At 64.9% G+C, this 21,730-nt stretch carries 19 protein-coding genes; 13 read left to right on the plus strand and 6 right to left on the minus strand.

Translation table 11 applies throughout. From position 1 onward, the window contains the following. Positions 1 to 38 precede the first annotated feature (38 nt). The 10 genes from pstS to rnt all read left to right on the plus strand — a co-directional run bounded on the left by pstS (position 39) and on the right by rnt (position 8,354). Positions 39 to 1,127 (plus strand): phosphate ABC transporter substrate-binding protein PstS, encoded by a 1,089-nt coding sequence (gene pstS, locus Q5Z11_RS13595; RefSeq protein WP_303746899.1) that lies wholly within the window; start codon positions 39 to 41, stop codon positions 1,125 to 1,127. Between the two features lie 146 nt (positions 1,128 to 1,273). Continuing rightward, positions 1,274 to 2,245, plus strand: a complete 972-nt coding sequence (gene pstC, locus Q5Z11_RS13600) for a phosphate ABC transporter permease subunit PstC (protein ID WP_282272922.1) — start codon at positions 1,274 to 1,276, stop codon at positions 2,243 to 2,245. Continuing rightward, positions 2,245 to 3,108: a phosphate ABC transporter permease PstA gene (pstA, locus tag Q5Z11_RS13605; RefSeq protein ID WP_303746900.1), complete on the plus strand. Its 864-nt coding sequence runs from the start codon at positions 2,245 to 2,247 to the stop codon at positions 3,106 to 3,108. Before pstC ends, pstA begins: the two co-directional genes overlap by 1 nt. Before the next feature lie 31 nt (positions 3,109 to 3,139). Further along, positions 3,140 to 3,970 carry a phosphate ABC transporter ATP-binding protein PstB gene (pstB, locus tag Q5Z11_RS13610; protein WP_303746901.1) on the plus strand — a complete coding sequence of 277 codons (831 nt, stop codon included), beginning with the start codon at positions 3,140 to 3,142 and terminating at the stop codon, positions 3,968 to 3,970. Positions 3,971 to 4,125: 155 nt separating this feature from the next. After that, positions 4,126 to 4,833, plus strand: coding sequence for a phosphate signaling complex protein PhoU (gene phoU, locus Q5Z11_RS13615; protein WP_057628448.1), 708 nt, complete (start codon positions 4,126 to 4,128; stop codon positions 4,831 to 4,833). Between the two features lie 205 nt (positions 4,834 to 5,038). Further along, positions 5,039 to 5,431: an RcnB family protein gene (locus Q5Z11_RS13620; RefSeq protein WP_303746902.1), complete on the plus strand. Its 393-nt coding sequence runs from the start codon at positions 5,039 to 5,041 to the stop codon at positions 5,429 to 5,431. A gap of 139 nt (positions 5,432 to 5,570) precedes the next feature. Further along, on the plus strand, positions 5,571 to 5,921 hold the full coding sequence (locus tag Q5Z11_RS13625) for an HvfA family oxazolone/thioamide-modified RiPP metallophore (protein ID WP_303746903.1): 351 nt from the start codon (positions 5,571 to 5,573) through the stop codon (positions 5,919 to 5,921). Positions 5,922 to 5,946: 25 nt separating this feature from the next. Next, positions 5,947 to 6,765, plus strand: coding sequence for an HvfB family MNIO-type RiPP peptide maturase (locus tag Q5Z11_RS13630; RefSeq protein ID WP_303746904.1), 819 nt, complete (start codon positions 5,947 to 5,949; stop codon positions 6,763 to 6,765). Continuing rightward, entirely contained in the window at positions 6,758 to 7,525 is a 768-nt protein-coding gene (locus Q5Z11_RS13635) for an HvfC family RiPP maturation protein (protein ID WP_303746905.1), read from the plus strand. The genes Q5Z11_RS13630 and Q5Z11_RS13635 overlap by 8 nt, the downstream gene beginning before the upstream one ends. A gap of 184 nt (positions 7,526 to 7,709) precedes the next feature. Further along, positions 7,710 to 8,354, plus strand: a complete 645-nt coding sequence (gene rnt / locus Q5Z11_RS13640; protein ID WP_303746906.1) for a ribonuclease T — start codon at positions 7,710 to 7,712, stop codon at positions 8,352 to 8,354. Positions 8,355 to 8,366: 12 nt separating this feature from the next. On the opposite strand, the gene Q5Z11_RS13645 is transcribed toward rnt, so the two are convergent. The 3 genes from Q5Z11_RS13645 to Q5Z11_RS13655 all read right to left on the minus strand — a co-directional run bounded on the left by Q5Z11_RS13645 (position 8,367) and on the right by Q5Z11_RS13655 (position 11,853). After that, the gene (locus Q5Z11_RS13645; RefSeq protein ID WP_303746907.1) at positions 8,367 to 9,170 is read right to left on the minus strand and encodes a GGDEF domain-containing protein; all 804 of its coding nucleotides are present in this window, start codon (positions 9,168 to 9,170) and stop codon (positions 8,367 to 8,369) included. Between the two features lie 566 nt (positions 9,171 to 9,736). Next, complete coding sequence (locus tag Q5Z11_RS13650) at positions 9,737 to 11,146, minus strand: ATP-binding protein (protein ID WP_303746908.1); 1,410 nt, start codon at positions 11,144 to 11,146, stop codon at positions 9,737 to 9,739. Next, positions 11,143 to 11,853, minus strand: a complete 711-nt coding sequence (locus Q5Z11_RS13655; RefSeq protein ID WP_303750045.1) for a response regulator — start codon at positions 11,851 to 11,853, stop codon at positions 11,143 to 11,145. The genes Q5Z11_RS13650 and Q5Z11_RS13655 overlap by 4 nt, the downstream gene beginning before the upstream one ends. A gap of 219 nt (positions 11,854 to 12,072) precedes the next feature. Between Q5Z11_RS13655 and Q5Z11_RS13660 the strand changes: the two genes are divergently transcribed. Genes Q5Z11_RS13660 through Q5Z11_RS13670 form a run of 3 tightly spaced genes read left to right on the plus strand, consistent with a single transcriptional unit; the run spans position 12,073 to position 16,798 of the window. Then, entirely contained in the window at positions 12,073 to 13,413 is a 1,341-nt protein-coding gene (locus Q5Z11_RS13660; RefSeq protein WP_303750046.1) for an efflux RND transporter periplasmic adaptor subunit, read from the plus strand. Further along, a complete protein-coding gene (locus tag Q5Z11_RS13665) occupies positions 13,410 to 15,362 on the plus strand; it encodes a MacB family efflux pump subunit (RefSeq protein ID WP_303746909.1) in 1,953 nt (650 codons plus the stop codon). Before Q5Z11_RS13660 ends, Q5Z11_RS13665 begins: the two co-directional genes overlap by 4 nt. An 8-nt stretch (positions 15,363 to 15,370) precedes the next feature. Then, a complete protein-coding gene (locus tag Q5Z11_RS13670; protein ID WP_303746910.1) occupies positions 15,371 to 16,798 on the plus strand; it encodes an efflux transporter outer membrane subunit in 1,428 nt (475 codons plus the stop codon). A 248-nt stretch (positions 16,799 to 17,046) separates the two neighbouring features. On the opposite strand, the gene Q5Z11_RS13675 is transcribed toward Q5Z11_RS13670, so the two are convergent. The 3 genes from Q5Z11_RS13675 to rnr all read right to left on the minus strand — a co-directional run bounded on the left by Q5Z11_RS13675 (position 17,047) and on the right by rnr (position 21,629). Continuing rightward, the gene (locus tag Q5Z11_RS13675; RefSeq protein ID WP_303746911.1) at positions 17,047 to 18,237 is read right to left on the minus strand and encodes a DmpA family aminopeptidase; all 1,191 of its coding nucleotides are present in this window, start codon (positions 18,235 to 18,237) and stop codon (positions 17,047 to 17,049) included. An 8-nt stretch (positions 18,238 to 18,245) separates the two neighbouring features. Continuing rightward, positions 18,246 to 18,989, minus strand: a complete 744-nt coding sequence (rlmB, locus tag Q5Z11_RS13680) for a 23S rRNA (guanosine(2251)-2'-O)-methyltransferase RlmB (protein WP_282273113.1) — start codon at positions 18,987 to 18,989, stop codon at positions 18,246 to 18,248. A 123-nt stretch (positions 18,990 to 19,112) separates the two neighbouring features. After that, positions 19,113 to 21,629, minus strand: a complete 2,517-nt coding sequence (gene rnr, locus Q5Z11_RS13685; protein WP_303746912.1) for a ribonuclease R — start codon at positions 21,627 to 21,629, stop codon at positions 19,113 to 19,115. Positions 21,630 to 21,730: the final 101 nt, after the last annotated feature.

Consider the following 21,730-nt stretch of genomic DNA (forward strand, 5'->3'; position numbering starts at 1 on the left):
CCGACGCCGTCGGCAATTACCCCGCTATGGAGTGACGCATGAAGCTGCACACGACCGGTCTTGCCGCCCTCTCGCTGGCCATCGCCCTGAGCCTGTCGGCCTGTGGTGACAAGGGCAACCAGGCCGCTTCCGGCCCCGACGCTGTTGGTGCCTCCGCGGCTGCCGCCGGTGACAAGGTCGCCGTCGAGATCTCTGGCGCCGGCGCATCGTTCATCTTCCCGCTGGTGTCCAAGTGGTCGGCCGACTACAACGCCGCCACCGGCGCCAAGATCAATTACCAGTCGATCGGCTCGGGTGGCGGTATCGCCCAGATCAAGGCCGGCACCGTCGACTTCGGCTCCTCCGACAAGCCGCTCTCCACCGAAGAACTGGCGCAGGCTGGCCTGGGCCAGTTCCCGTCGGCGATTGGCGGCGTGGTGCCGGTGGTCAACCTGGAAGGCCTGCAGCCGGGCCAGCTGCGCCTGAGCGGCACCCTGCTGGCTGACATCTTCCTGGGCAAGATCAAGACCTGGAACGACAAGGCCATCGCCGATGCCAACCCGGGCGTGACCCTGCCGGATACCAAGATCACCCTGGTGCACCGCTCCGATGGTTCGGGCACCACCTTCAACTTCTCCAACTACCTGTCCAAGGTCAGCGGTGAGTGGAAGGAAAAAGTAGGCGAAGGCACCTCGGTGCAGTGGCCGGACGGCGTCGGCGGCAAGGGCAATGAAGGCGTTGCCTCCTACGTTCAGCAGATCAAGGGTTCGGTCGGTTACGTCGAGCTGGCCTACGCGCTTCAGAACAACATGCCGTACGCATCGATGCAGAACGCTGCAGGCAGCTGGGTTCAGCCTACCGCCGAGACCTTCGCCGCCGCTGCTGCCAGCGCCGACTGGGCTAACGCCAAGGACTTCAACCTGGTGATCACCAACGCACCGGGCGCCAATGCCTGGCCGATCACCGCTACCAACTTCATGCTGATGCACAAGCAGCCGAAGGATGCCAAGCGCAGCGCCGACACCCGTGCGTTCTTCAAGTGGGCCTTCGAGAATGGCCAGGCCCAGGCCAACGAGCTGCACTACGTGCCGCTGCCGGCCGAGCTGGTGACCCAGATCGAAGCGTACTGGGCAGCCGAGTTCAAGTGACGCAATGAAGCGGGCGCACCGCAGGTGCGCCCGCCTCTGTCATACCGTCATCCCCGCGCAGGCGGGGGTCGCGACCTCGAAGAATTGAATTCCCCGATCCCGGGGACAGAAACACCACCGCATCCACCTGGGCCCCTGCCGCTGCCATGAATGCCATTGCACCGTCCCTAGCTTCCTCGCCCACTTCGCGCGACCTGCGCGATGCCCGTAACGAGCGTCTGTTCCGCTGGTTCCTGGTCGCCACCGTCATCTTCGTACTGGTCGCCCTGGCCAGTGCAGCTCTGTCCATGCTCTGGGGCGGCCGCCACGCGCTGCAGGAACAAGGCCTGAGCTTCTTCTACTCCTCCGAGTGGAATCCGGTCGAGAACAAGTTCGGTGCATTGGCACCGATCTACGGCACCATCGTCACCGCGCTGATCGCGATGTTGATCGCAGTGCCGGTGAGCTTCGGCATCGCCTTCTTCCTTACCGAAGTCGCGCCGCGCTGGCTACGTGGCCCGGTCGGCACCGCCATCGAGCTGCTGGCAGGCATCCCGTCCATCATCTACGGCATGTGGGGCCTGTTCGTGCTGGTGCCGGTGATGACCGAGTACGTCACCCCGTTCCTCAATGATCACATCGGCCCACTGCCGGTGATCGGCGCGCTGTTCCGCGGCCCGCCGCTGGGCATCGGCATGCTCACCGCCGGCTTCGTGCTGGCGATCATGGTGATTCCCTTCATCTCCTCGGTGATGCGCGAGGTCTTCCTCACCGTTCCCACCCGCCTGAAGGAATCGGCCTACGCGCTGGGCTCGACCAAGTGGGAAGTGAGCTGGGACATCGTGCTGCCTTACACCCGCTCTGCTGTCATCGGCGGCGTCTTCCTTGGCCTGGGCCGTGCGCTTGGCGAAACCATGGCGGTCGCCTTCGTGATCGGCAACAGCGTGCGCCTTACCCCCTCGCTGCTGGAGCCTGGCACCACCATCGCCGCATTGATCGCCAACGACTTCGGTGAAGCCACCGAAACCTACCGTTCGGCGCTGCTGCTGCTCGGCTTCGTCTTGTTCATCGTCACCTTCGTGGTGCTGGCACTGGCCCGCCTGATGCTGATGCGCCTGTCCCGCAAGGAGGGCAACTGATGTCCGCTTCCGCTGATTCGCTGTACCTGCGCCGTCGCGTCGTCAATGTCGTCGCCCTGTTCATGGGCTGCGCGACCGCCTTGTTCGGCCTGTTCTTCCTCGGCTGGATCCTGTGGACGCTGCTGTCAAAGGGCCTGCCGGGCATCAACCTGGATCTCTTCACCAAGATGACGCCGCCGCCGATGCAGGAAGGCGGTCTGCTCAACGCCTTCTTCGGCAGCGCAGTGATGTGCGCGATGGCGATCGGCATCGGCACGCCGCTGGGCGTGGCCGCCGGCACCTGGCTGGCCGAGTACGGCAATGCCCGCAAGGCCGGCACCGTGGTCCGCTTCGTCAACGACATCCTGCTGTCGGCGCCATCGATCGTGCTGGGCCTGTTCGTCTACACGCTGTATGTGATGCAGACCGGCGGCCAGTTCTCGGCATTTGCAGGCGCCTTGTCGCTGGCCTTCATCGTGCTGCCGGTGGTGATCCGCACCACCGACGAAATGCTGCGACTGGTACCGGTGCAGATGCGCGAAGCCGCCCTGGCACTCGGTGTGCCGCAGTGGAAGGTGATCATGCAGGTGCTGTACCGCAGCGCAATGGCCGGCATCGTCACCGGCATCCTGCTGGCGCTGGCCCGCATCTCCGGCGAAACCGCGCCGCTGCTGTTCACTGCCTTCGGCAACCAGTACTGGAACAGCAATGTGATGCAGCCGATGGCATCGGTACCGGTGGTGATGAACCAGTTCGCCGGCAGCCCCTACGAATCCTGGCAGGTGCTGGCTTGGGCAGGTGCCCTGGTACTGACCGTATTCGTCCTGCTGGTCAGCCTCTCCGCGCGTGGCCTGCTGCTGCGCAACCGCATCTCGAACGACTGAACTTAAACGATTGACTGCCATGGACCTTCCCATGAACGACCTCAGCAACGCCGTACCGATGCAGCGCATCAACGTGCCCGCCGCCAACCAGTCGCTGCACGCGCCTGCGCCGGTCAAGCTGGCTGCACGCGGCCTGGACTTCTACTACGACAAGTTCCACGCGCTGAAGAGCATCAACCTGGAGATTCCGGAAAAGCGCGTCACCGCGCTGATCGGCCCCTCCGGCTGCGGCAAGTCGACCCTGCTGCGCATCTTCAACCGCATCTACGCGCTGTACCCCAAGCTGGAAGCGCGCGGTGAAGTGCTGCTGGACGGCGAGAACATCCTCTCGCCCAAGTACCCGATGAACCGCCTGCGTTCCAAGGTGGGCATGGTGTTCCAGAAGCCGGTGCCGTTCCCGATGACCATCTTCGAGAACGTCGCCTATGGCATCCGCCACCACGAGAAGCTGTCCAAGGCCGACATGGCCGTGCGCGTCGAGCAGGCGCTGCGCCAGGGCGCGCTGTGGGACGAAGTGAAGGACAAGCTCAACCAGAGCGCGCTGGGCCTGTCCGGTGGCCAGCAGCAGCGTCTGTGCATCGCCCGCGCCGTGGCCCTGCGCCCGGACGTGCTGCTGCTCGATGAGCCGACCTCGGCGCTGGACCCGATCTCCACCAGCCGCATCGAGCAACTGGTCGAAGAGCTGAAGAACGATTACACCATCGCCATCGTCACCCACAACATGCAGCAGGCCGCTCGTGTGTCCGACTACACCGCCTTCATGTACCTGGGCGACCTGATCGAACACGACCGCACCGAAACCATCTTCTCCAACCCCTCCAAGCAGCAGACCGAGGACTACATCACCGGTCGCTTCGGCTGAGGCTGGCGCAGGCGGACCGTGCAAGGGTCCGCCGCCCGCTGGACGCCTGGCCAAGGATGGCCGGGCCGCACTCCGAAGCCAGATGTACGCCATGGATGGCAACGCAGCTACCGAACGAATGCAGTCCCACCCGAACCGTCTCCAGCGAGCATTCCATGAATCTTCCCAACGACCACATCGTCAAGAGCTATGACGAAGAACAGCAGCGACTGGTAACCGAGATCGTGCGCATGGGCGAAATGTCCGTTGCGCAGCTCGAGGCCGCGCTGGACGTGATCGAGCGCCGCGACGAGAAGGCCGCGCAGCGCATCGTCGCCAACGACGAGGCCATCGACCAGCTTGAGCAGCAGATCAGCCACGACGTGATGCGCCTGGCCCTGCGTGGGCCGATGGCCCGTGACCTGCGCGAGATCCTCGCTGGCCTGCGCATCCCCGCCGACATCGAACGCATCGGCGACTATGCCGCCAACGTCGCCAAGCGCTCGATCGCCTTGGCAGCGGTGCCGCCGCTGCCGCAGATCCAGGGTGTCCGCGCACTGGGCCGGCTCGCCGCGCAGCAGGTACGCCGCGCCATGGAGGCCTACCGTGACAACGACGCCGAAGCCGCATTGAAGCTGCGTGCCGACGATGCGCGTCTGGATGCGCAGTACACCGCGCTGTTCCGCGAGCTGCTGACCTACATGATGGAAGACCCGCGCAACATCACCCCGTGCACGCACCTGCTGTTCATGGCCAAGAACTTGGAACGCATCGGCGACCACGCCACCAACATCGCCGAGAACGTGTGGTTCCTGGTGCACGGTGATGCGCCGCTGCCGCCGCGCGAGAAGCGTGACGAAACCAGCACCGTCGACCACGCCTGATCGGCGGCTGCAAGGTCGCTGCGTCCGCGTGCGGCGGGCGCAGCACCTTCCGGTTCGCGTTGGCCCGCCGCACCGCATAATGGCGGGCCGATACATAACGGTACAAAGCGATACGCCACGGCAGGCTTTTTTAATCACGCATTCACGCAATTTTTCCGAGCATGGACTCGTCCGCAGCGCTCCCGCCGCGCACTGAGGAATTGCCATGAAGCGTATCGCTGCCACCCTCCTGAGCCTGTCCCTGCTGGCCTCCGGTGCCGCCTTTGCCGGCCCCACGCAGGATCGTGACCGTGACGACAGCCGTCACGACAAGTCAGCCCATGCTTCTGCACCCCACGCACAAAGCCACGGCAACAATGCTCCTGCGCCTGCCGCGCACAACGGAGCACGCCATGCGTCCAACAACAGCGCACACCATGCTCCACGCAAGGGCGAGCGCCTGCCGCAGAACCAGCGCGGCAACCGTATTGCCGATTACAGCAAGCATGGCCTGCGTCGGCCTGGGCGCGGCAACGAATGGCGCAAGGTCGATGACCGCTATGTACTGATGGCGGTAGCCACCGGCCTGATCATCGATATCGTCAGCGCTCATCGCTGATCGCCAGCGCCAGCTGAATCAACACGGGCCCCAAGTGGGCCCGTTGTCATTCCAACGATGGCAAGGTGACGCCGTTGGCGCCGGGCGCTTGCTAAGCTCCAGCCTCCCCCCGGCCCTACCACTACCGGAGACACATCTGATGGCCATCGACATACGCAAGCCCGCGTCCCTTGCCCTCGGCGCCGCCCTGATCGGCGGCATGGCGGCACCTGCCTTTGCCATGACCGACCTGGCCCAGGGCTACGCGCTCGGTGCCAGCGTCCAGACCCCGCCAACCGCTGAAGCGCAGGCCACTACAGCTACCGAACAGAACGCCGACGCTGCCGCCAAGCAGAAGGCCGAAGGCAAGTGCGGCGAAGGCAAGTGCGGCGTCGACAAGGACAAGCCAAAGACCGACGCTACCAAGACCGAAGGCGAAGCCGCTGCCACAGCGGACAAAGCCAAGGCCGAAGGCAAGTGCGGTGAGGGCAAGTGTGGCGGCAAGCACTAAGCCCGGCACACCACCCCAGCAGCGCATGCCTGCCCAGGCCAGTGCTGGCCTGGGTCTGCGGCGCTCGCTGCTCGACGCCTTGCAGGCTGCACCGACTGGCGCATTCGATTTCCTCGAATGCGCCCCGGATAACTGGATCGGGGTTGGCGGCAGTCTGGGCGAAGCCCTCTCCGCACTTTCGCAGCGTTACCCACTCAGCTGCCATGGCCTGTCGCTGTCTCTGGGCGGCCCCGCCCCGCTGGATGTGGAGTTCCTTGCGCGTACGCGGCGCTTCCTCGACCAGCACCAGGTCGCGCTCTATAGCGAGCACCTGAGCTGGTGCACGGATGACGGCCATCTCTACGAGCTGCTGCCGCTGCCGTTCACCGATGAAGCCGTGCGTCATGTGGCCGCGCGAATCCGCCAGACCCAGGACATCCTCGGCCGTCGCATCGCCGTGGAGAACGCCTCCTACTACACCGTACCCGCGGCGGACATGGACGAGGCGGACTTCATCAACGCCTTGCTTGAAGAGGCCGATTGCGACCTGCTGCTGGACGTCAACAACGTCTACGTCAACGCCATCAACCACGGTTATGACGCGCGTGCCTTTCTTGCACGGCTACCCTCGCAACGCATTGCCAGTTACCACGTTGCCGGCCATCACGACGAAGCCGAGGACCTGAAGATCGACACCCACGGCATGCCGGTCAAAGACGATGTCTGGGCACTGCTGGCCGATGCCTACGCCATGCATGGCGTGCGCCCCACCCTGCTGGAACGCGACTTCAACTTCCCGCCATTGCCTGAGCTGCTGGAAGAACTGACGCGTATCCGCCAGCTGCAGCACGCCGCCCATGGCTGAGTCACTGCGCGAAATGCAGATGCGCTTTGCCGCACACCTGCGTGATCCGTTGCAACAGCCTGCTCCGGCGGGTATCGATGACGCGCGCATGCAGGTGTATCGCGAGCTGTACTTCAACAATATCCAGAGTCTGCTGGCCGCCAATTTCCCGGTTATCACGCGTACGGTGGGTGAGTCACGCTGGGAACAACTGGTGCGCGATTTCTGTCGCGAGCACCTTGCGCATACACCGCTGTTCCCGGAGATCGGCCAGGAGTTCATTGCCTTTCTGGATAATCGATCCGCCGATCCGCAAGCACCTTGGTTGCTGGAACTGGCCCATTACGAATGGATCGAACTGGCACTGAAGATCAGTGATGAGCCGGCGCCTGCGCATGATCCGGATGGTGACCTGCTGACCGGCAGCCCGGTCTGTTCGCCCCGGTGTCGGGCGCTCGCGTACCAATGGCCTGTGCATCAGATTGGTCTGGAATATCAGCCGAGTGAGCCACCGCTGCAGCCTACGTTGCTGCTGGCGCGGCGCGAGGCTGGCGGAAGTATAGTGTTCTCCGCGCTGTCGCCATTGCTGTATCGGCTGCTGGAAAGGCTGGAACAGCTCCCGGAGCTCAGTGGGCTGGAGCAGCTACGGGAGTTGGCGATTGAGGCGGGTGCAGCGGCTGACGAGGATTTCCTCCGCAATGGAACGGTGATGCTGCAGCACTTGCGGGACAAGGGCTGTCTGCTGGGCAGCTTGGCCCCCTCCCTTGCGCCGAAGGCGTAGGGGAGGGTTGGGGAGGGGTTGGCTTTCGGCATTACCGGGAATGCCCCTGTAGAGCCGAGCCATGCTCGGCTGAGGCTCTACCGGTAAAGCCCCTGCCGAGCATGGCTCGGCACTACCGGTGCCCCACAGCGCTTACCGGCCCTTGCTGACACGGCCGTTTGACCCGCTCTGCTACCCTATTGCGATGAACGAATTTGCTGAACCCTCGGTCCCCCGCCCTGCTTTCACGCCGATGGCGCAACGCTTCCGTGGCTTCCTGCCGGTGGTTGTTGACGTGGAAACGGGTGGCTTTGACTGTAATCGCCACGCCCTGCTCGAGATCGCCGCCGTACCGGTGGAGATGGACGAGAACGGCCTGCTCTACCCGGGCCAGACCGCCAGCGCGCATGTGATCCCGGCCGAAGGCACCGAAATCGACCCCAAATCGCTGGAAGTCACCGGCATCGTGCTCGACCACCCGTTCCGCCTGGCCAAGCCCGAGCGCGATGCCTTGGAGCACGTGTTCGCACCTGTGCGCGCGGCGATGAAGAAGTACAACTGCCAGCGCGCGATCCTGGTCGGACACAACGCGCATTTCGACCTGAATTTCGTCAACGCCACCGTCGCCCGCAGTGGCCACAAGCGCAATCCGTTCCATCCCTTCAGCGTGTTCGACACGGTGACCTTGGCCGGCGTGGCTTATGGCCAGACCGTGCTCGCCCGCTCGGTGCAGGCAGCGGGTTTTGAATGGGACGCCAGCGAGGCGCACAGCGCGGTGTATGACACCGAGCAGACCGCACGCCTGTTCTGCAAGATCGTCAACGCCTGGCCAACCGCGCCCGGCCGCTGAGCTGCAACGTGCTCAGGCCGCGCAGGTTCTTGCGCGGCCTTCCTTCTTCGCCTGTGCCAAGGCGTTCTTGGCACGCTGGTAGAACAGCACCGGGGCCTGATCGTCTTCGCCCAGCTGCACAACGCCAGCGCTGAAGCTGACCTTGATGTCACCAGCTTCATGGCCACCCCACTCGGCATACTGGCCAAACAGACGTTGCAGGCGCTGGCAGGCGATCTCGGCCTCGGGCAGCGCGGTATCAGCCAATAGCACGGCGAATTCCTTGTTGCCCAGCCGTGCCGGCATGTCGGAGGCACGCAGGCTTCGGCGCATCAGATCACCCACTTCGCACAGCACCAGATCGCCGACTGCACGCGACCACTCGGCATTGATCTGTTTGAGGTGATCGATGCTCAGCACCACCAGGCTCAACGAGCGTCCGGTGCGACGTGCGGCCGCCATGTCACGCGCCAGCACGTCGTCGAATGCGCGGCGGTTGGGCAGGCCGCTGAGATCATCTTCATTGGCCAGTCGCTCGAATGCGTCGGCCTGCTCGCGCAGTTTGTGCTCGAGCTCTGCTTTCTCCAGCAACGCCGCTTCCAACCGGCCGTTCTGCTGGTGCAGCTGATCCGATCGCGCCTGTTCCTGGCCAGCCAGTTGTTGTGCTTGCCCGCGCTGCTGTTTGAGCTGCATCGCCAGCCACAGCACGGCCAGCAGCAACAGTATGCACAGGCCAGCTAGCACGCCCGGGAGCGGCACTACCGCGAACTGCGAGGCTGGCAAAGACGCCGTCGCAGCGCTTTGCGCGCAAGCCGGCGCGGTGGCAGCTGCCACCATCAACAACAGCGCTGACTGGCGTAAACCTGCAAAGACATTCGCCCTGCCCCACCGCGCGCGCAGCCCCTCGCTCGACCGGGTGATCGGATTATTCCCTGCTGCCATCGTTCGTGCCCCAAGCTGATCTGGGGATACTAGCAAACCGTCGGGTTCCTGCAGGAACCAGGACTGGTTCCTGCCAAGGATTTTCGTGGGAGTGTGATTGGCAGCGTGAAAGCATGCCGAGCCAATGAAGCCAAAGCCACAGAGGCGGCGTTTGCAGGAGCGGCGTAAGCCGCGAAGCTGGCCATCTGACAGATTGCGGCTACAGCTTTCTGCGCTCGACAGGCCGATGGTGGTTTGGCTGAGGTGGCGCCGCGGAAATCTGTGGCTTCGCGGCTTACGCCGCTCCTACAAAGTCCAGGAATCCTGGCTCACTCGCTTTTGTGGGAGCGGCGTCAGCTGCGAAGCTGGGGTTCTGCAAGATTGCAGCTGCAGCTTCCTGCGCTCGAAATGCCGACAGTGGTTTGCCAGTGGTGCCGCCGGGGGAATCTATGGCTTCGCGGCTGACGCCGCTCCTACAAACATCACCGGTCTTGGCTGTTGGCTGGCCACTGCGGTGCTTCCCAGCGGACGATGGCTTCCAGGCCACCTTGCGGGTGGTTGCGCAGGATCAGGCTTGCACCGTCTTTTTCGGCAAGGGCGCGGGCAATGGTCAGGCCCAGACCGGCGCCGCCGGTCTCGCGTGAGCGCGAGGTCTCCAGCCGCAGGAATGGGGTGAACACCGCTTCCAGCTCATCCTCGGCCAAGCCCGGCCCGCTGTCGCGCACCCGCACCTCCACGGCAGCGCCGTCGCGGCGTGCGCTTACATGCGCGGCACGGCCGTACTTCACCGCGTTGTCGACCAGATTGGAGAACAAGCGCCGCATTGCCAACGGGCGCAGCATCAGCACGGCCCCGCTGCCTTGTTCCAGCACCGCTTCGTGACCGGATTCGGCGGCGTCTTCAACCACGCTTTCCAGCAGTGAATCCAGATCCAGCGCCGCGCGTTGTTCGGCACTCTCGGCGCTGCGTGCGAGCTCCAGCCCTTCGCGGATCAAGGCCTGCATCGCGGCGAGGTCACCAATCAGGCGCTCGCGCAGCTGTTCGTCCTGCACGTTTTCCAGACGCAACCGCAACCGCGTTGATGGCGTCTGCAGATCATGGGTGATCGCCGCCAGCATCTGCGTGCGCTCGCCCAGGTGCCGCTGCAGGCGCAGCTGCATGGCATTGAACGCCTCGGCGGCGCGCTGCACTTCGAGCGGCCCGGACACCGGCAGCGGTGCGCGCTGCAGGTCATGGCCGAGTTCGGTGGCGTGGGTTGCCAAGCGCTGCAGTGGCGAACTGGCGATACGTGCGACCAGGTAAGCCAACAAACCAATCGCCAGCGCCAGCAGCGACAGGAACCATGGATCGAATGCCGCCGCCGAGCGCCGTGCCATCGCCGGGTACTCCAACGCCAACCGCAGCGGCGTGCCGTCGCTGAGCTTCAACTCCACCAACCGGCAGCGCGGTGGAGTGAACGCCGGGTCGCGCTCGTGCCGGTGCGAAGGACGCTGCCCGCGATCGGGCGGCGGCAGGAATTCCGGCAATGGTGGCATGCAGGCACGGAAGCTGCTGGCCCGTACCTGGGCACCGGCAAGGGCGCCACCGCGGGCGGCCAACACGTCCATCAGCGCCCTGTCCATGTCCCCGGTACGGACCTCGCCTTTGACCTCACGCACATTGGGCCCGCCCACCGCCAGCAAGCGGCTGCGCAGCTCCGGATTGCCATCCAGCAGATTGACGAAGCCCTGCAGGCGGTCCGCAATGCGGGCCAGGTTCTGCCGCTCGAACTCCTGCTGGCGACGGCTCTCGGCCAGCAATGTGGCGCCAATCGCCGCCACCATCATGCCGACCAGCAGGATGACGAACAGCCGCCCGGCCATCGATGACAGGAACAGGCGCAGGCGCTTCATTCCAGGGTCACCGCACTGGCGAACACATAGCCCTCGTTGCGCACGGTCTTGATCAACCCGTCAGCGCCGCCAGCATCGGTCAGTTTCTGCCGCAGGCGGCTGATCTGCAGGTCGATGGCGCGGTCCTGTGATTCGTAGTTGCGGCCGCTGCTCAGCGACACCAGCTGCTCGCGCGACAACACCTTGTTGGCATGCGCCACCAGCACCCGCAGCAGGCGGAACTCGGCACCGGACAGCATCACCACCCGTTTGGCCGGATCAATCAGGTGCCGGTGTTCCAGATCGAACACCCAACCGGAAAACAGCGCCCGGCGCATTGCCAACGGTTCCATGTTGGCCGGCAAGGCCTCGGTCCGGCGCAACACATTACGGATGCGCGCCAGCAGTTCGCGTGGCTCGAATGGCTTGGCCAGGTAATCATCGGCGCCCATTTCCAGCCCCAGCACGCGATCGATAGGCTCGCTGCGTGCGGTCAACATGATCACCGGCGTGGTCGAGCGCACGCGCAGTTCACGGCACAGCGCCAAGCCATCCTCGCGCGGAAGGTTCAGATCGAGCACGATCAGGTCGATGTGCTCGCGCGCCAATACCTGACGCATCTCGTTGCCATCGGCGGCCGTGCTCACGGCATAGCCTGCCCGGCCCAGTTGCTCGGCCAGCAGGCTGCGGATGTCACTGTCGTCGTCTACCACCAACAAGCGGTGCATGGTCTGTATGTCCGTCATGGCGCCATGATCCACGCTAGCGGATCGTCATGTGTACACGCCGATGTGTCTGCGTGTATCCAGCGCCGGGCTTGATACACAACGATACATGGGAGCCTGAACAGGATACATGCCGACACATAACGAGCGTTGAGCCACACGCTCGCGCTGGCGACACTGGATCCCGACGCCGCCACTGCGGCCAATGAGTGTCCAACCACCGTGAAGCTGCTGCCCTCCTCCCGCCGCAACCGCATCCTGCTTGCCGTCGCCATCGTCGCCTTGATCGCCGGCGGCATCTACTGGACCACGCGCAAGCCCGCCGCACCGTCACTGGCGACCTCGCCGGTCAGCCGCGGCAACCTGGAACAGACCGTCGACGCCACCGGCGTTATCGACGCCTACAAGCTGGTCAGTGTCGGTGCGCAGGCCTCCGGCCAGATCAAGGTGCTGAAGGTGCAGCTCGGTGATGTGGTCAAGCAAGGCGACCTGATCGCCGAGATCGACTCGGTCACCCAGGAGAACAGCCTGAAGAACGCCGAGGCGGCGTTGGAAAACATCCGCGCCCAGCGTGCGGTGCAGACCGCCTCGCTGAAGGAATCCGAGCTGGCCTTCGCCCGCCAGAAGGAAATGCTGGCGGCCGAAGCCACCTCACGCGCCGACTACGAGTCGGCCGAGGCCAACCTGGCCAGCACCCGTGCGCAGATCCGTGCGCTCGATGCGCAGATCCGCCAGCGTGAAACCGAGCTGGGCACCGCCCAGGCCAACCTCGGCTATACCCGCATCACCGCGCCCATCGATGGCACCGTGGTCGCGGTGGTTGCCGAAGAAGGCCGTACGGTCAACGCCAACCAGTCCGCGCCGACCATCGTCAAGCTGGCACGACTGGATCTGGTCACCGTGAATGCCGAGATCTCTGAAGCCGACGTGGTCAAGGTCAAGCCCGGCATGCCGGTGTACTTCACCATCCTCGGCAACCCGGACCACAAGTACGAAGCCAAGCTGCGTACGGTGAACCCGGCGCCGGCCTCGATCAGCACCGACAGCACCACCTCCAGCAGTTCGTCCTCGTCCAGCTCCAGCACGGCCGTGTACTACAACGCACTGTTCGACGTCGAGAATCCGGACGGCACGCTGCGCATCGATATGACCGCCCAGGTCTCGGTGATGCTGGCGCAGGCCAAGGATGCGCTGTTGATCCCCACCGTCGCACTCGGCCCCAAGGTGCCGGAAGGCGGCCGTGGCCCCGGCGCGAATGCCGCCAATGGCGAGCAGCGCGCCGCCCGCAGCAAGCAGGAAGGCCAGCGCCAGCAGCGTCGCCAGCCGGATGCCGCCGCACTGGCAAAGAGCAACAGCTACGTGGTCCGCGTGGTCAACAAGGACGGCCAGCCGGAGCCGCGCACGATCAAGGTCGGCCTCAACAACGGCTCCAACGTCGAAGTGCTGGAAGGCCTGAAGGAAGACGAGCTGGTGGTGGTCGGCGAAGTCACCGCCGGCGAAAAATCCAGCAGCAGCAACCAGCGCGGCCCGATGGGCCCGATGATGGGTGGTCCGCGCCGATGAGCCAGCCGCTGCTGCAACTGCGCGACCTGCGTCGCGAGTTCCCGGCCGGCGAGGAAACCATCGCCGTGCTCAAGGACGTCAATCTCGACATCCATGCCGGCGAGATGGTCGCCATCGTTGGCCAGTCCGGCTCGGGCAAGTCGACGTTGATGAACATCCTCGGCTGCCTGGACCGCCCCACCGTGGGCTCGTACAAAGTGGCCGGGCGTGAAACCGGCCGCATGCAGCCGGACGAACTGGCCGAGCTGCGCCGCGAGCATTTCGGTTTCATCTTCCAGCGCTATCACCTGCTGGGTGATCTGGACGCACGCGGCAACGTCGAAGTGCCGGCAATCTACGCCGGCACCCCGCACGAGGCACGGCGCGAACGGGCTGAAGCCCTGCTTACCCGCCTTGGCCTGAGCGACCGCATGGGCCACAAGCCGGGCCAGCTGTCCGGCGGCCAACAGCAGCGCGTTTCCATCGCGCGTGCGCTGATGAACGGTGGCGAGGTGATCCTGGCCGACGAACCCACCGGCGCGCTGGACAGCGCATCGGGCGAAGAAGTGATGAGCATCCTCGGCGAGCTGCATGCCGAAGGCCAGACCATCATCATCGTCACCCACGACATGCATGTGGCCGAGCACGCCCAGCGCATCATCGAGATCCGCGATGGCGAGATCATCGCCGACCGTCGCAACGACAAGGTGCCGGCACTGCAGACCCAGCAACGGGCCGAGCCAGTGCGCACCGGTGGCAGTGCCTTCCAGGCCGCCCGCGATCGCTTCGTCGAAGCCTTCCGCATGGCCTTGCTGGCAATGAACGCGCACCGCCTGCGCACATTCCTGACCATGCTCGGCATCATCATCGGCATCGCCTCGGTGGTGTCGGTGGTGGCGATGGGCAATGGTTCGCAGCAGCAGATCCTGCAGAACATCTCCTCGCTGGGCACCAATACCATCGACGTCTACCCGGGCCGAGGCTTCGGCGACATGCGCTCGGCCCGCGTGCAGACACTGAAGAGCAGCGATGCCGAGGCACTGGCCACGCAGAGCTACATCGACAGCGTTACCCCCAGCGTGTCCAGCTCGGTGACCGCGCGGGTCGGCAACAAGGCCGCGTCGGCGCAGGTCGCCGGCATCGGCGACCAGTACTTCCGGGTCAAGGGCATGACCCTGGTCAGCGGCCGCTACTTCGACGAAAGCGAGGTCAAGGGCCTGGCGCAGGTGGTGGTGATCGACGAGAACACGCGCACCCAGTTGTTCGGCACTGACGACCCGCTTGGCAAGGTCGTGCTGCTGGGCAATGTGCCGGCGCGGGTGATCGGCATTGCCAAGCGCCAGTCGATGGGCTTTGGCGGCAGCACCAACCTCAACGTCTGGGTGCCCTACACCACGGTGATGGCACGCATGCTGGGGCAGAGCTACCTGAGCAGCATCACCCTGCGGATCAAGGACGACACGCCGATGGATGCGGCGCAGTCGGCGATCACCAAGCTGTTGACGCTGCGCCACGGCACGGAGGATTTCTTCCTCAGCAACACCGCCGAGATCCGCGAAACCATCGAGTCCACCACCAAGACCATGACCTTGCTGATCGGTGCGATCGCCGCGATTGCACTGGTGGTCGGCGGCATCGGCGTGATGAACATCATGCTGGTATCGGTGACCGAGCGTACCCGCGAAATCGGCGTGCGCATGGCGGTAGGTGCGCGGCAAAGCGACATCCGCCAGCAGTTCCTGATCGAAGCGGTGCTGGTCTGCCTGCTCGGCGGCGTGCTTGGCATCGCGCTGGCGCTGTCCATCGGCTGGGCCTTCCAGACCTTTGGCGCCAGCTTCACCCTACTGTTCTCCACCGGCTCGATCGTTGCCGCCTTTGCCTGCTCGACCCTGATCGGCGTGGCATTCGGCTTCCTGCCGGCCCGCAATGCCGCCCAGCTCGACCCGGTCGAGGCCTTGGCCCGCGAATGAAGATGACCATGAAATCACTGCGCCCCCTGCTGCTTTCCACCGCCTTGACCGCTGCCTTGGTCGGCTGCGCCACCACGTCCAGCGCTGATCCAGCTGCCGACCTGCGCGTGCCCTCTGTCTACGGCCGTGGCGATGCCGCTGCCAATGCGCCGGTGCAGGCCATCGAGCACGAAGTGACCGCACCGGTTGCCGATATACATGCCGATGCCTGGTGGCAGGGCTTCGCCGATCCGAACCTGGACCTGCTGATCGAACGCGTGCTGGCCAGCAACACCGACATGGCCTCGGCCGGTTTGAAGCTGGAACGTGCCCGCGCCCAGGCTGGCTTGGCCAGCGCCGACCTGTGGCCGCAAGCCAGCGGCTCGGTCAGCGCAAACAGCAGCCGCAGCATCGACAGCAGCGACGACTGGTCGCGCAACAACAGCGCCAGCGTGTCGCTGGGCTGGGAGCTGGACCTGTGGGGCAAGCTGCGCGGCCAGCGCGACATCGCCCGCTGGGAAGCGCAGGCCACCGCGCAGGACCTGCAGAGCACCGCGCTCACTCTTGTTGGCCAGAGCACCGAGCTGTACTGGCAGCTGGGTTATCTCAACCAGGCGATCGCCACCGGCCAGGCCAATCTTGAGCGCCTGCAGCGCACTGCTTCCCTGGTGCAGACCCAGTTCGATGCCGGCGGCGTTTCGCGTTTGGAAGTGCGCCAGGCGCAGCAGAACATCGAGAGCCAGAAGGCCGCGCAATCGCAGCTGGAGCAACAACGGGTGGAAACCCGCAATGCTTTGACCGTGCTGCTCGATGGCCAGCCTTGGCCACTGGCAAATGAGCCACAGAATCTGGATGTCGCGCAGAGCCCGGCCTTGGTCGAAGGCATGCCGGCCGAGTTGCTGGCACGCCGGCCGGACCTGCGGGCTGCCGAGCTGCGCCTGCGGCAGTCGCTGAAGAGCATCAAGGTGACCGCGACCAGCTATTACCCGAGTCTGAGCCTCAGTGGTTCGGTAGGCAGTTCCAGCAGCTCGTTGGGGGATGTGCTGACCAACCCGGTGGCGACACTGGGTGCTGGCCTGAGCCTGCCGTTTTTGAAGTTCCGGCAGATGCAACTGGATATCAAGTCGGCGGATCTGTCGTACCAGATCGCCGCCAATGATTTCCGTCGCACGCTGTACACCGCGCTATCGGAAGTGGACAACGCCTTGTCGGCACGCACGCGCCTGGCTGAGCAGGTCGCTGCTGCGCAGGCTTCATACGACGAGGCGGTGGAGATCGCGCGTTTGTATGAGGTGCGCTATCGCGCTGGTGCTACCGATCTGCGTACCTGGCTGGAAGCCGAGCAGACCCGCCGTAACGCCGAGTTGTCGCTGGCGCAGACCAAGCGCAGCCAGCTGGTCAATGATGTGACGCTGTACAAGGCGCTGGGTGGTGGGGCGGTGGTGACGAACCAGTAAACCGACTTAAGCCCCTCTCCCGCCTGCGGGGCGAAAAGAGGCGTTTGCGAACCATTGGTTCGCGACTCTTGGAGCGCCCTCGCGGCGACGCGAGGGCCGGGGCGCGGAGCGGGGGTTGGGGTGAGGGGAAGCTTCTAGCAAAGCAACATCAAAAGCTCCCCTCATCCGGCGCTTCGCGCCACCTTCTCCCGCAGGCGGGAGAAGGGCTTGCGTCCGACATTGCTGCGATCTGCAACACCCCGCGCGAACTACCGCTCCTGTTGCCCCACCCCATGCCGCTGCAACACCTCCCGCACCTTGTCCAGCGGAATCGCCTCCACCGTCTGTCCATTGCCACTCACCGTGGTCGCCATGAACAAGGCGTTGTAGACCGACTCTTCCACCGCATCCACGCTGGCCTGGAACACCGCGCTCATCTGCTCGTTGGCCAACTCGGTGGTCTGCAACTGCGCCGCATCAAACCCGCGCCGTACCGATTCGGCCGTTGAAAATGCCAGTACATAGTCGCCGCTGCCGTTGGAGGCGGAGCTGCCAGTTCTTCCCAAACCCATCATTCCGCGCGAGGCCAGACGCCGCAGATTGCGATCTGACAACGGTGCGTCGGTCGCCACCACGATGATCACCGAGCCATCGCCGCGATCATCGGCAAGCCCGCGCACATTGCCCTGCGCAGCGACTGCATTCTGGAACGCATAGCGGTCCAGCTCGCGCCCGACCGGTGCACCTTCCACCTGCAAGACACCGCCGAAATTGGCCTGCACCAGCACGCCCACGGTCCAGCCGCCCAGACTTTCGGGCAGCTTGCGCGATGAGGTACCAATGCCGCCCTTCCAGCCGAATGCCACCGTGCCGGTGCCTGCACCGACACTGCCTTCCTGCACAGGCCCGCTCTTCGCACTCTCCAATGCCTGCCGCACCGCAGCGGCGGTGACCGGCCGTGCGCGGATGTCATTGAGGCCGCCATCATTGGTTTCACCAACAACCACGTTCAACGAGCGCACCTGCTGCATGTCCGGCTGCGCCAGCATCCACTCGGCCATCGCATCGGCCGCCTTCCACACGCACAGCGTGCAGGTCAGCAGGATCGGGGTTTCCAGTTCGCCCAGTTCGTTGACCTGGGTGCTGCCGACAAATTTGCCGAAGCCGTTGCCAACATGCAGCGCCGCCGGCACCCGCGAGCGATAGGCATTGCCCGGGTGCGGCAGGATCGCGGTAACGCCGGTGCGTACCGTGTTGCCGGTACTCAGCGTTACCTGGCCAACACGTACGCCAGCCACATCGGTGATCGCATTGTTGCTGCCGGGGCTGAAGATGCCGGGCGCGACGCCCAGCTCACGCGCGCGTTGGCGCGGTGCGTCCTGGGCGGCGGCGCCCAGGACGCAGAGCCCCGCCAGCGCCACGGTCAATCGGAGTAAAAGACGGTGCGGTGTACGGGGCATGGTGTTCCTTAAAGGCGTTGGCGGACTGCCTCGAACAATGCCACACCCGTCGCCACCGATACATTGAGGCTCTCGACGTCGCCCGGCATCGGGATGCGCACCAGCTGGTCGCAGGTTTCGCGGGTCAGGCGGCGCATGCCGTCGGCTTCGCCGCCCATCACCAGCGCCACGTTGCCGCGCAGGTCGAGCTTGTGGATGGTGGTTTCCGATTCACCGGCCAGCCCATACACCCACACGCCCAGCTTCTGCATGTCCTTGATGCAGCGGACCAGATTGGTCACCGACACCACCGGGATGCTGTCAGCCGCGCCAGCACTGACCTTGCGCACGGTCGCATTGACCGGGGCGCTCTTGTCCTTGGGGATCACCACCGCGGTGACGCCAGCGGCGGCGGCACTGCGCAGGCAGGCGCCGAGGTTGTGCGGGTCCTGCACCTCGTCCAGCACCAGCACCAGCGCCTTGCCTTCGGCCGCTTCGATCAGGCCCTTCAGTTCGTTCTCGTCCCACAGCTTGGGCGCGGCATAGCGCGCGACCACGCCCTGGTGGCGGACCTGGCCGGCCACGCCGCCCAGCGCCTGGGCGTTGACCTTGCGTACGTCGATGCCCTTGCGCAGGGCTTCTTCCTCGATTTCAACCAGGCGCGGGTTCTTGGCGCCGGCCTCGATCAGGACCTCGCGGACGTTTTCGGGGTCTTTCTCGATCGACGAAGCAACGGCATTGACGCCGACGATCCACTGGTTCTGCTTGCTCATGGGCGTCACATGGGGACTTCTGGGGGTGGCAATGGTAGGCCGATTCGGCCCGGCCCGCAGCTGCCACCGGCCTGCGGGGTGCGGGAAAGGCGGCCTTCGCTGCTGCGAGGGCCGCTTCCGGCATCAATACTTCTGCTTGCTGCGCTTGGCTGGCTTGCCCCGTTCGGGCAGCGGCGGTAGGCCTTCCTCCAGCGGCTCGCCATCCAGCTTCTCGACCAGCCGGAAGTCGATCTTGCGCTCTTCCATGCTGGCCTTGAGCACCAGGATGCGGACCCGGTCACCGAGCCGGAACTCGTTGCCGCGACGGTCGCCGCTCAGCGTCTTGCGGATCGGGTCGAACTGGTAATAGTCGTGCGGCAGCTGGGTCACGTGGACCAAGCCATTGACCTTGGACTCGTCCAGCTCGACGAACAGGCCGAAGCTGGTCACGCCACTGATCACGCCATCGAACTGGCTGCCGACGTGCTTTTCCATCCATGCGGCACGGAAACGCTCGTCGACCTCACGCTCGGCTTCATCGGCACGGCGTTCACGCTCGGAACACTGCAGCGACAAGGCCGCCATTTCGCGCGGGGTATAGGTGTACTTGTCGAGTGGACCACCGGTCAGCGCGTACTTGATGGCGCGGTGGACCAGCAGATCGGGGTAACGACGGATCGGCGAGGTGAAGTGCGCGTAGGCCTCCAGCGCCAGGCCGAAGTGACCGTTGTTGTCCGGCGAATACACCGCCAGCGACTGGCTGCGCAGCAGCACCGACTCCAGCAACGCCGCATCCGGGCGCTCGCGCACCTTCTTCAGCAGCTTGGTGTAATCGCCCGGCTGCACCTTGCTCCACGGCGGCAGACTCAGCTTGAATTCCTTGAGGAACTCCAGCAGGTCGGCGAACTTGGATTCCGGCGGCCGCTCATGCACGCGGAACGGCGCCGGCACATGCTTGGACAGCAGGTAGCGCGCGGCCTCCACGTTGGCGGCGATCATGCACTCCTCGATCAGCTTGTGGGCGTCGTTGCGCACCATCATGCCGGCCTGGGTGACCTCGCCACGGTTGTCCAGCACGAAGCGCACTTCCGAGGATTCAAACTCGATGGCGCCGCGGCGCTCGCGCGCCTTGGACAGGATGCGGTAGAGCTGGTGCAGGTTCTGGATCTGCGGCAGCAGCGGGCCGATGAAGGCCTTGGCATCTGCATCGTCCTCGCCCACCGCTGCCCACACCTGGGTATAGGTCAGGCGTGCGTGTGAATTCATCACCGCTTCGTAGAACTTCGACTCGCTGACCTGGCCATCGCGCCCGATCTGCATGTCGCAGACGAAGCACATGCGGTCTTCCTTCGGCCGCAGCGAGCAGATGCCGTTGGACAGCGTCTCCGGCAGCATCGGCACCACGAATCCGGGGAAGTACACCGAGGTCGCGCGGCGCTGGGCTTCGTCATCCAGCGGCGTGCCGGGACGCACATAGTTGGAGACGTCGGCAATGGCGACCACCAGACGGAAACCGTCGCGGTTCGGCTCGCAATAGACCGCGTCATCGAAGTCCTTGGCGTCCTCACCATCGATGGTGACCAGCGGCATGGAACGCAGGTCCACGCGCTTGCCGATCATCGAGGCTTCCACCGTCAACGGCACGGCCGTGGCTTCGTCCAGCACTTCCGGCGGGAACTCGTAGGGCAGCTCATGGCCGTGGATGGCGGTTTCCACCACCAGCGACGGGGTCAGCTTGTCGCCGAGCACGGCAATGATCTTGCCGATTGGCGGACGCCGCGAATCCGGCGCATGGGTCAGCTCGCAGACGACCAACTGCCCGTCCTTGGCGCCACCAGTGAGGTCGCCAGGGATCTGGATGTTGCGCTGGATGCGCTTGTCGTCCGGCACCACGTAGCTGATGCCGGCCTCGATGCTGAAATGCCCGATCAGGCGGTTGACGCCACGTTCCAGCACGCGGGCGATGGCGCCTTCACGGCGGCCACGGCGGTCGATGCCGGTGACGTTGGCCAAGGCACGGTCACCGTGCATGACCTTGCGCATCTCGTAAGGCGACAGGAACAGATCGTCGCCGCCTTCGTCAGGGCGCAGGAAACCGAAGCCTTCCGGGTTGGCGATGACCACACCCGGGATCAGGCTCAACTGGCTGACAGGTGCGAAGCCGCCGCGGCGGTTCTGCACCAGCTGACCGTCGCGCACCATCGCGCCGAGGCGCTTGGACAGCGCGTCGGCGCGATCCGGCTCGGTCAGGCCCAAGGCCGCTGCGATTTCCTCGGCGTTCTGCGGGCCTTCACAGCGGTCCAGCAACTGCAGGATGGCCTCGCGGCTGGCAATCGGCTGCGCGTAGCGCTCGGCTTCGCGCGATGCATACGGATCATCGTAAGCCGCCAGCGGTGGACCGGACTTGCGACGGCCGCGCACGAAACTCTGCGGGGCGGCATCGTCGGTGAATTTGCGTTTGCCGGGCTTGGTGGCGGCGCGAGGGCCGGCCTTGCCTGGCTTTGTTGCGCCCGCTTTCGCCGGTGCGGACAGACTCTCCGGCATCCATGGCGGCAGCTTGGCGGTTTTTGCTTTGGGGGCTTTGCCCGGCGCCTTGCCCGGCTTGCTGCCGGTGGCGGACTTGCGGGCCTTGTCGGCCCCAGTGGTCTTTTTGTTTTTCATCAGCCTCCATGGTACATGGACCTAGGTGTACAGGGTGCGCACACGATCACTGCAGATGTTTGTGAAAAAACGTTGACAAAGATCCGCATCCTCTGCAAACT

The organism is Stenotrophomonas sp. 610A2, from assembly GCF_030549615.1.
GTDB lineage: Bacteria > Pseudomonadota > Gammaproteobacteria > Xanthomonadales > Xanthomonadaceae > Stenotrophomonas > Stenotrophomonas pigmentata.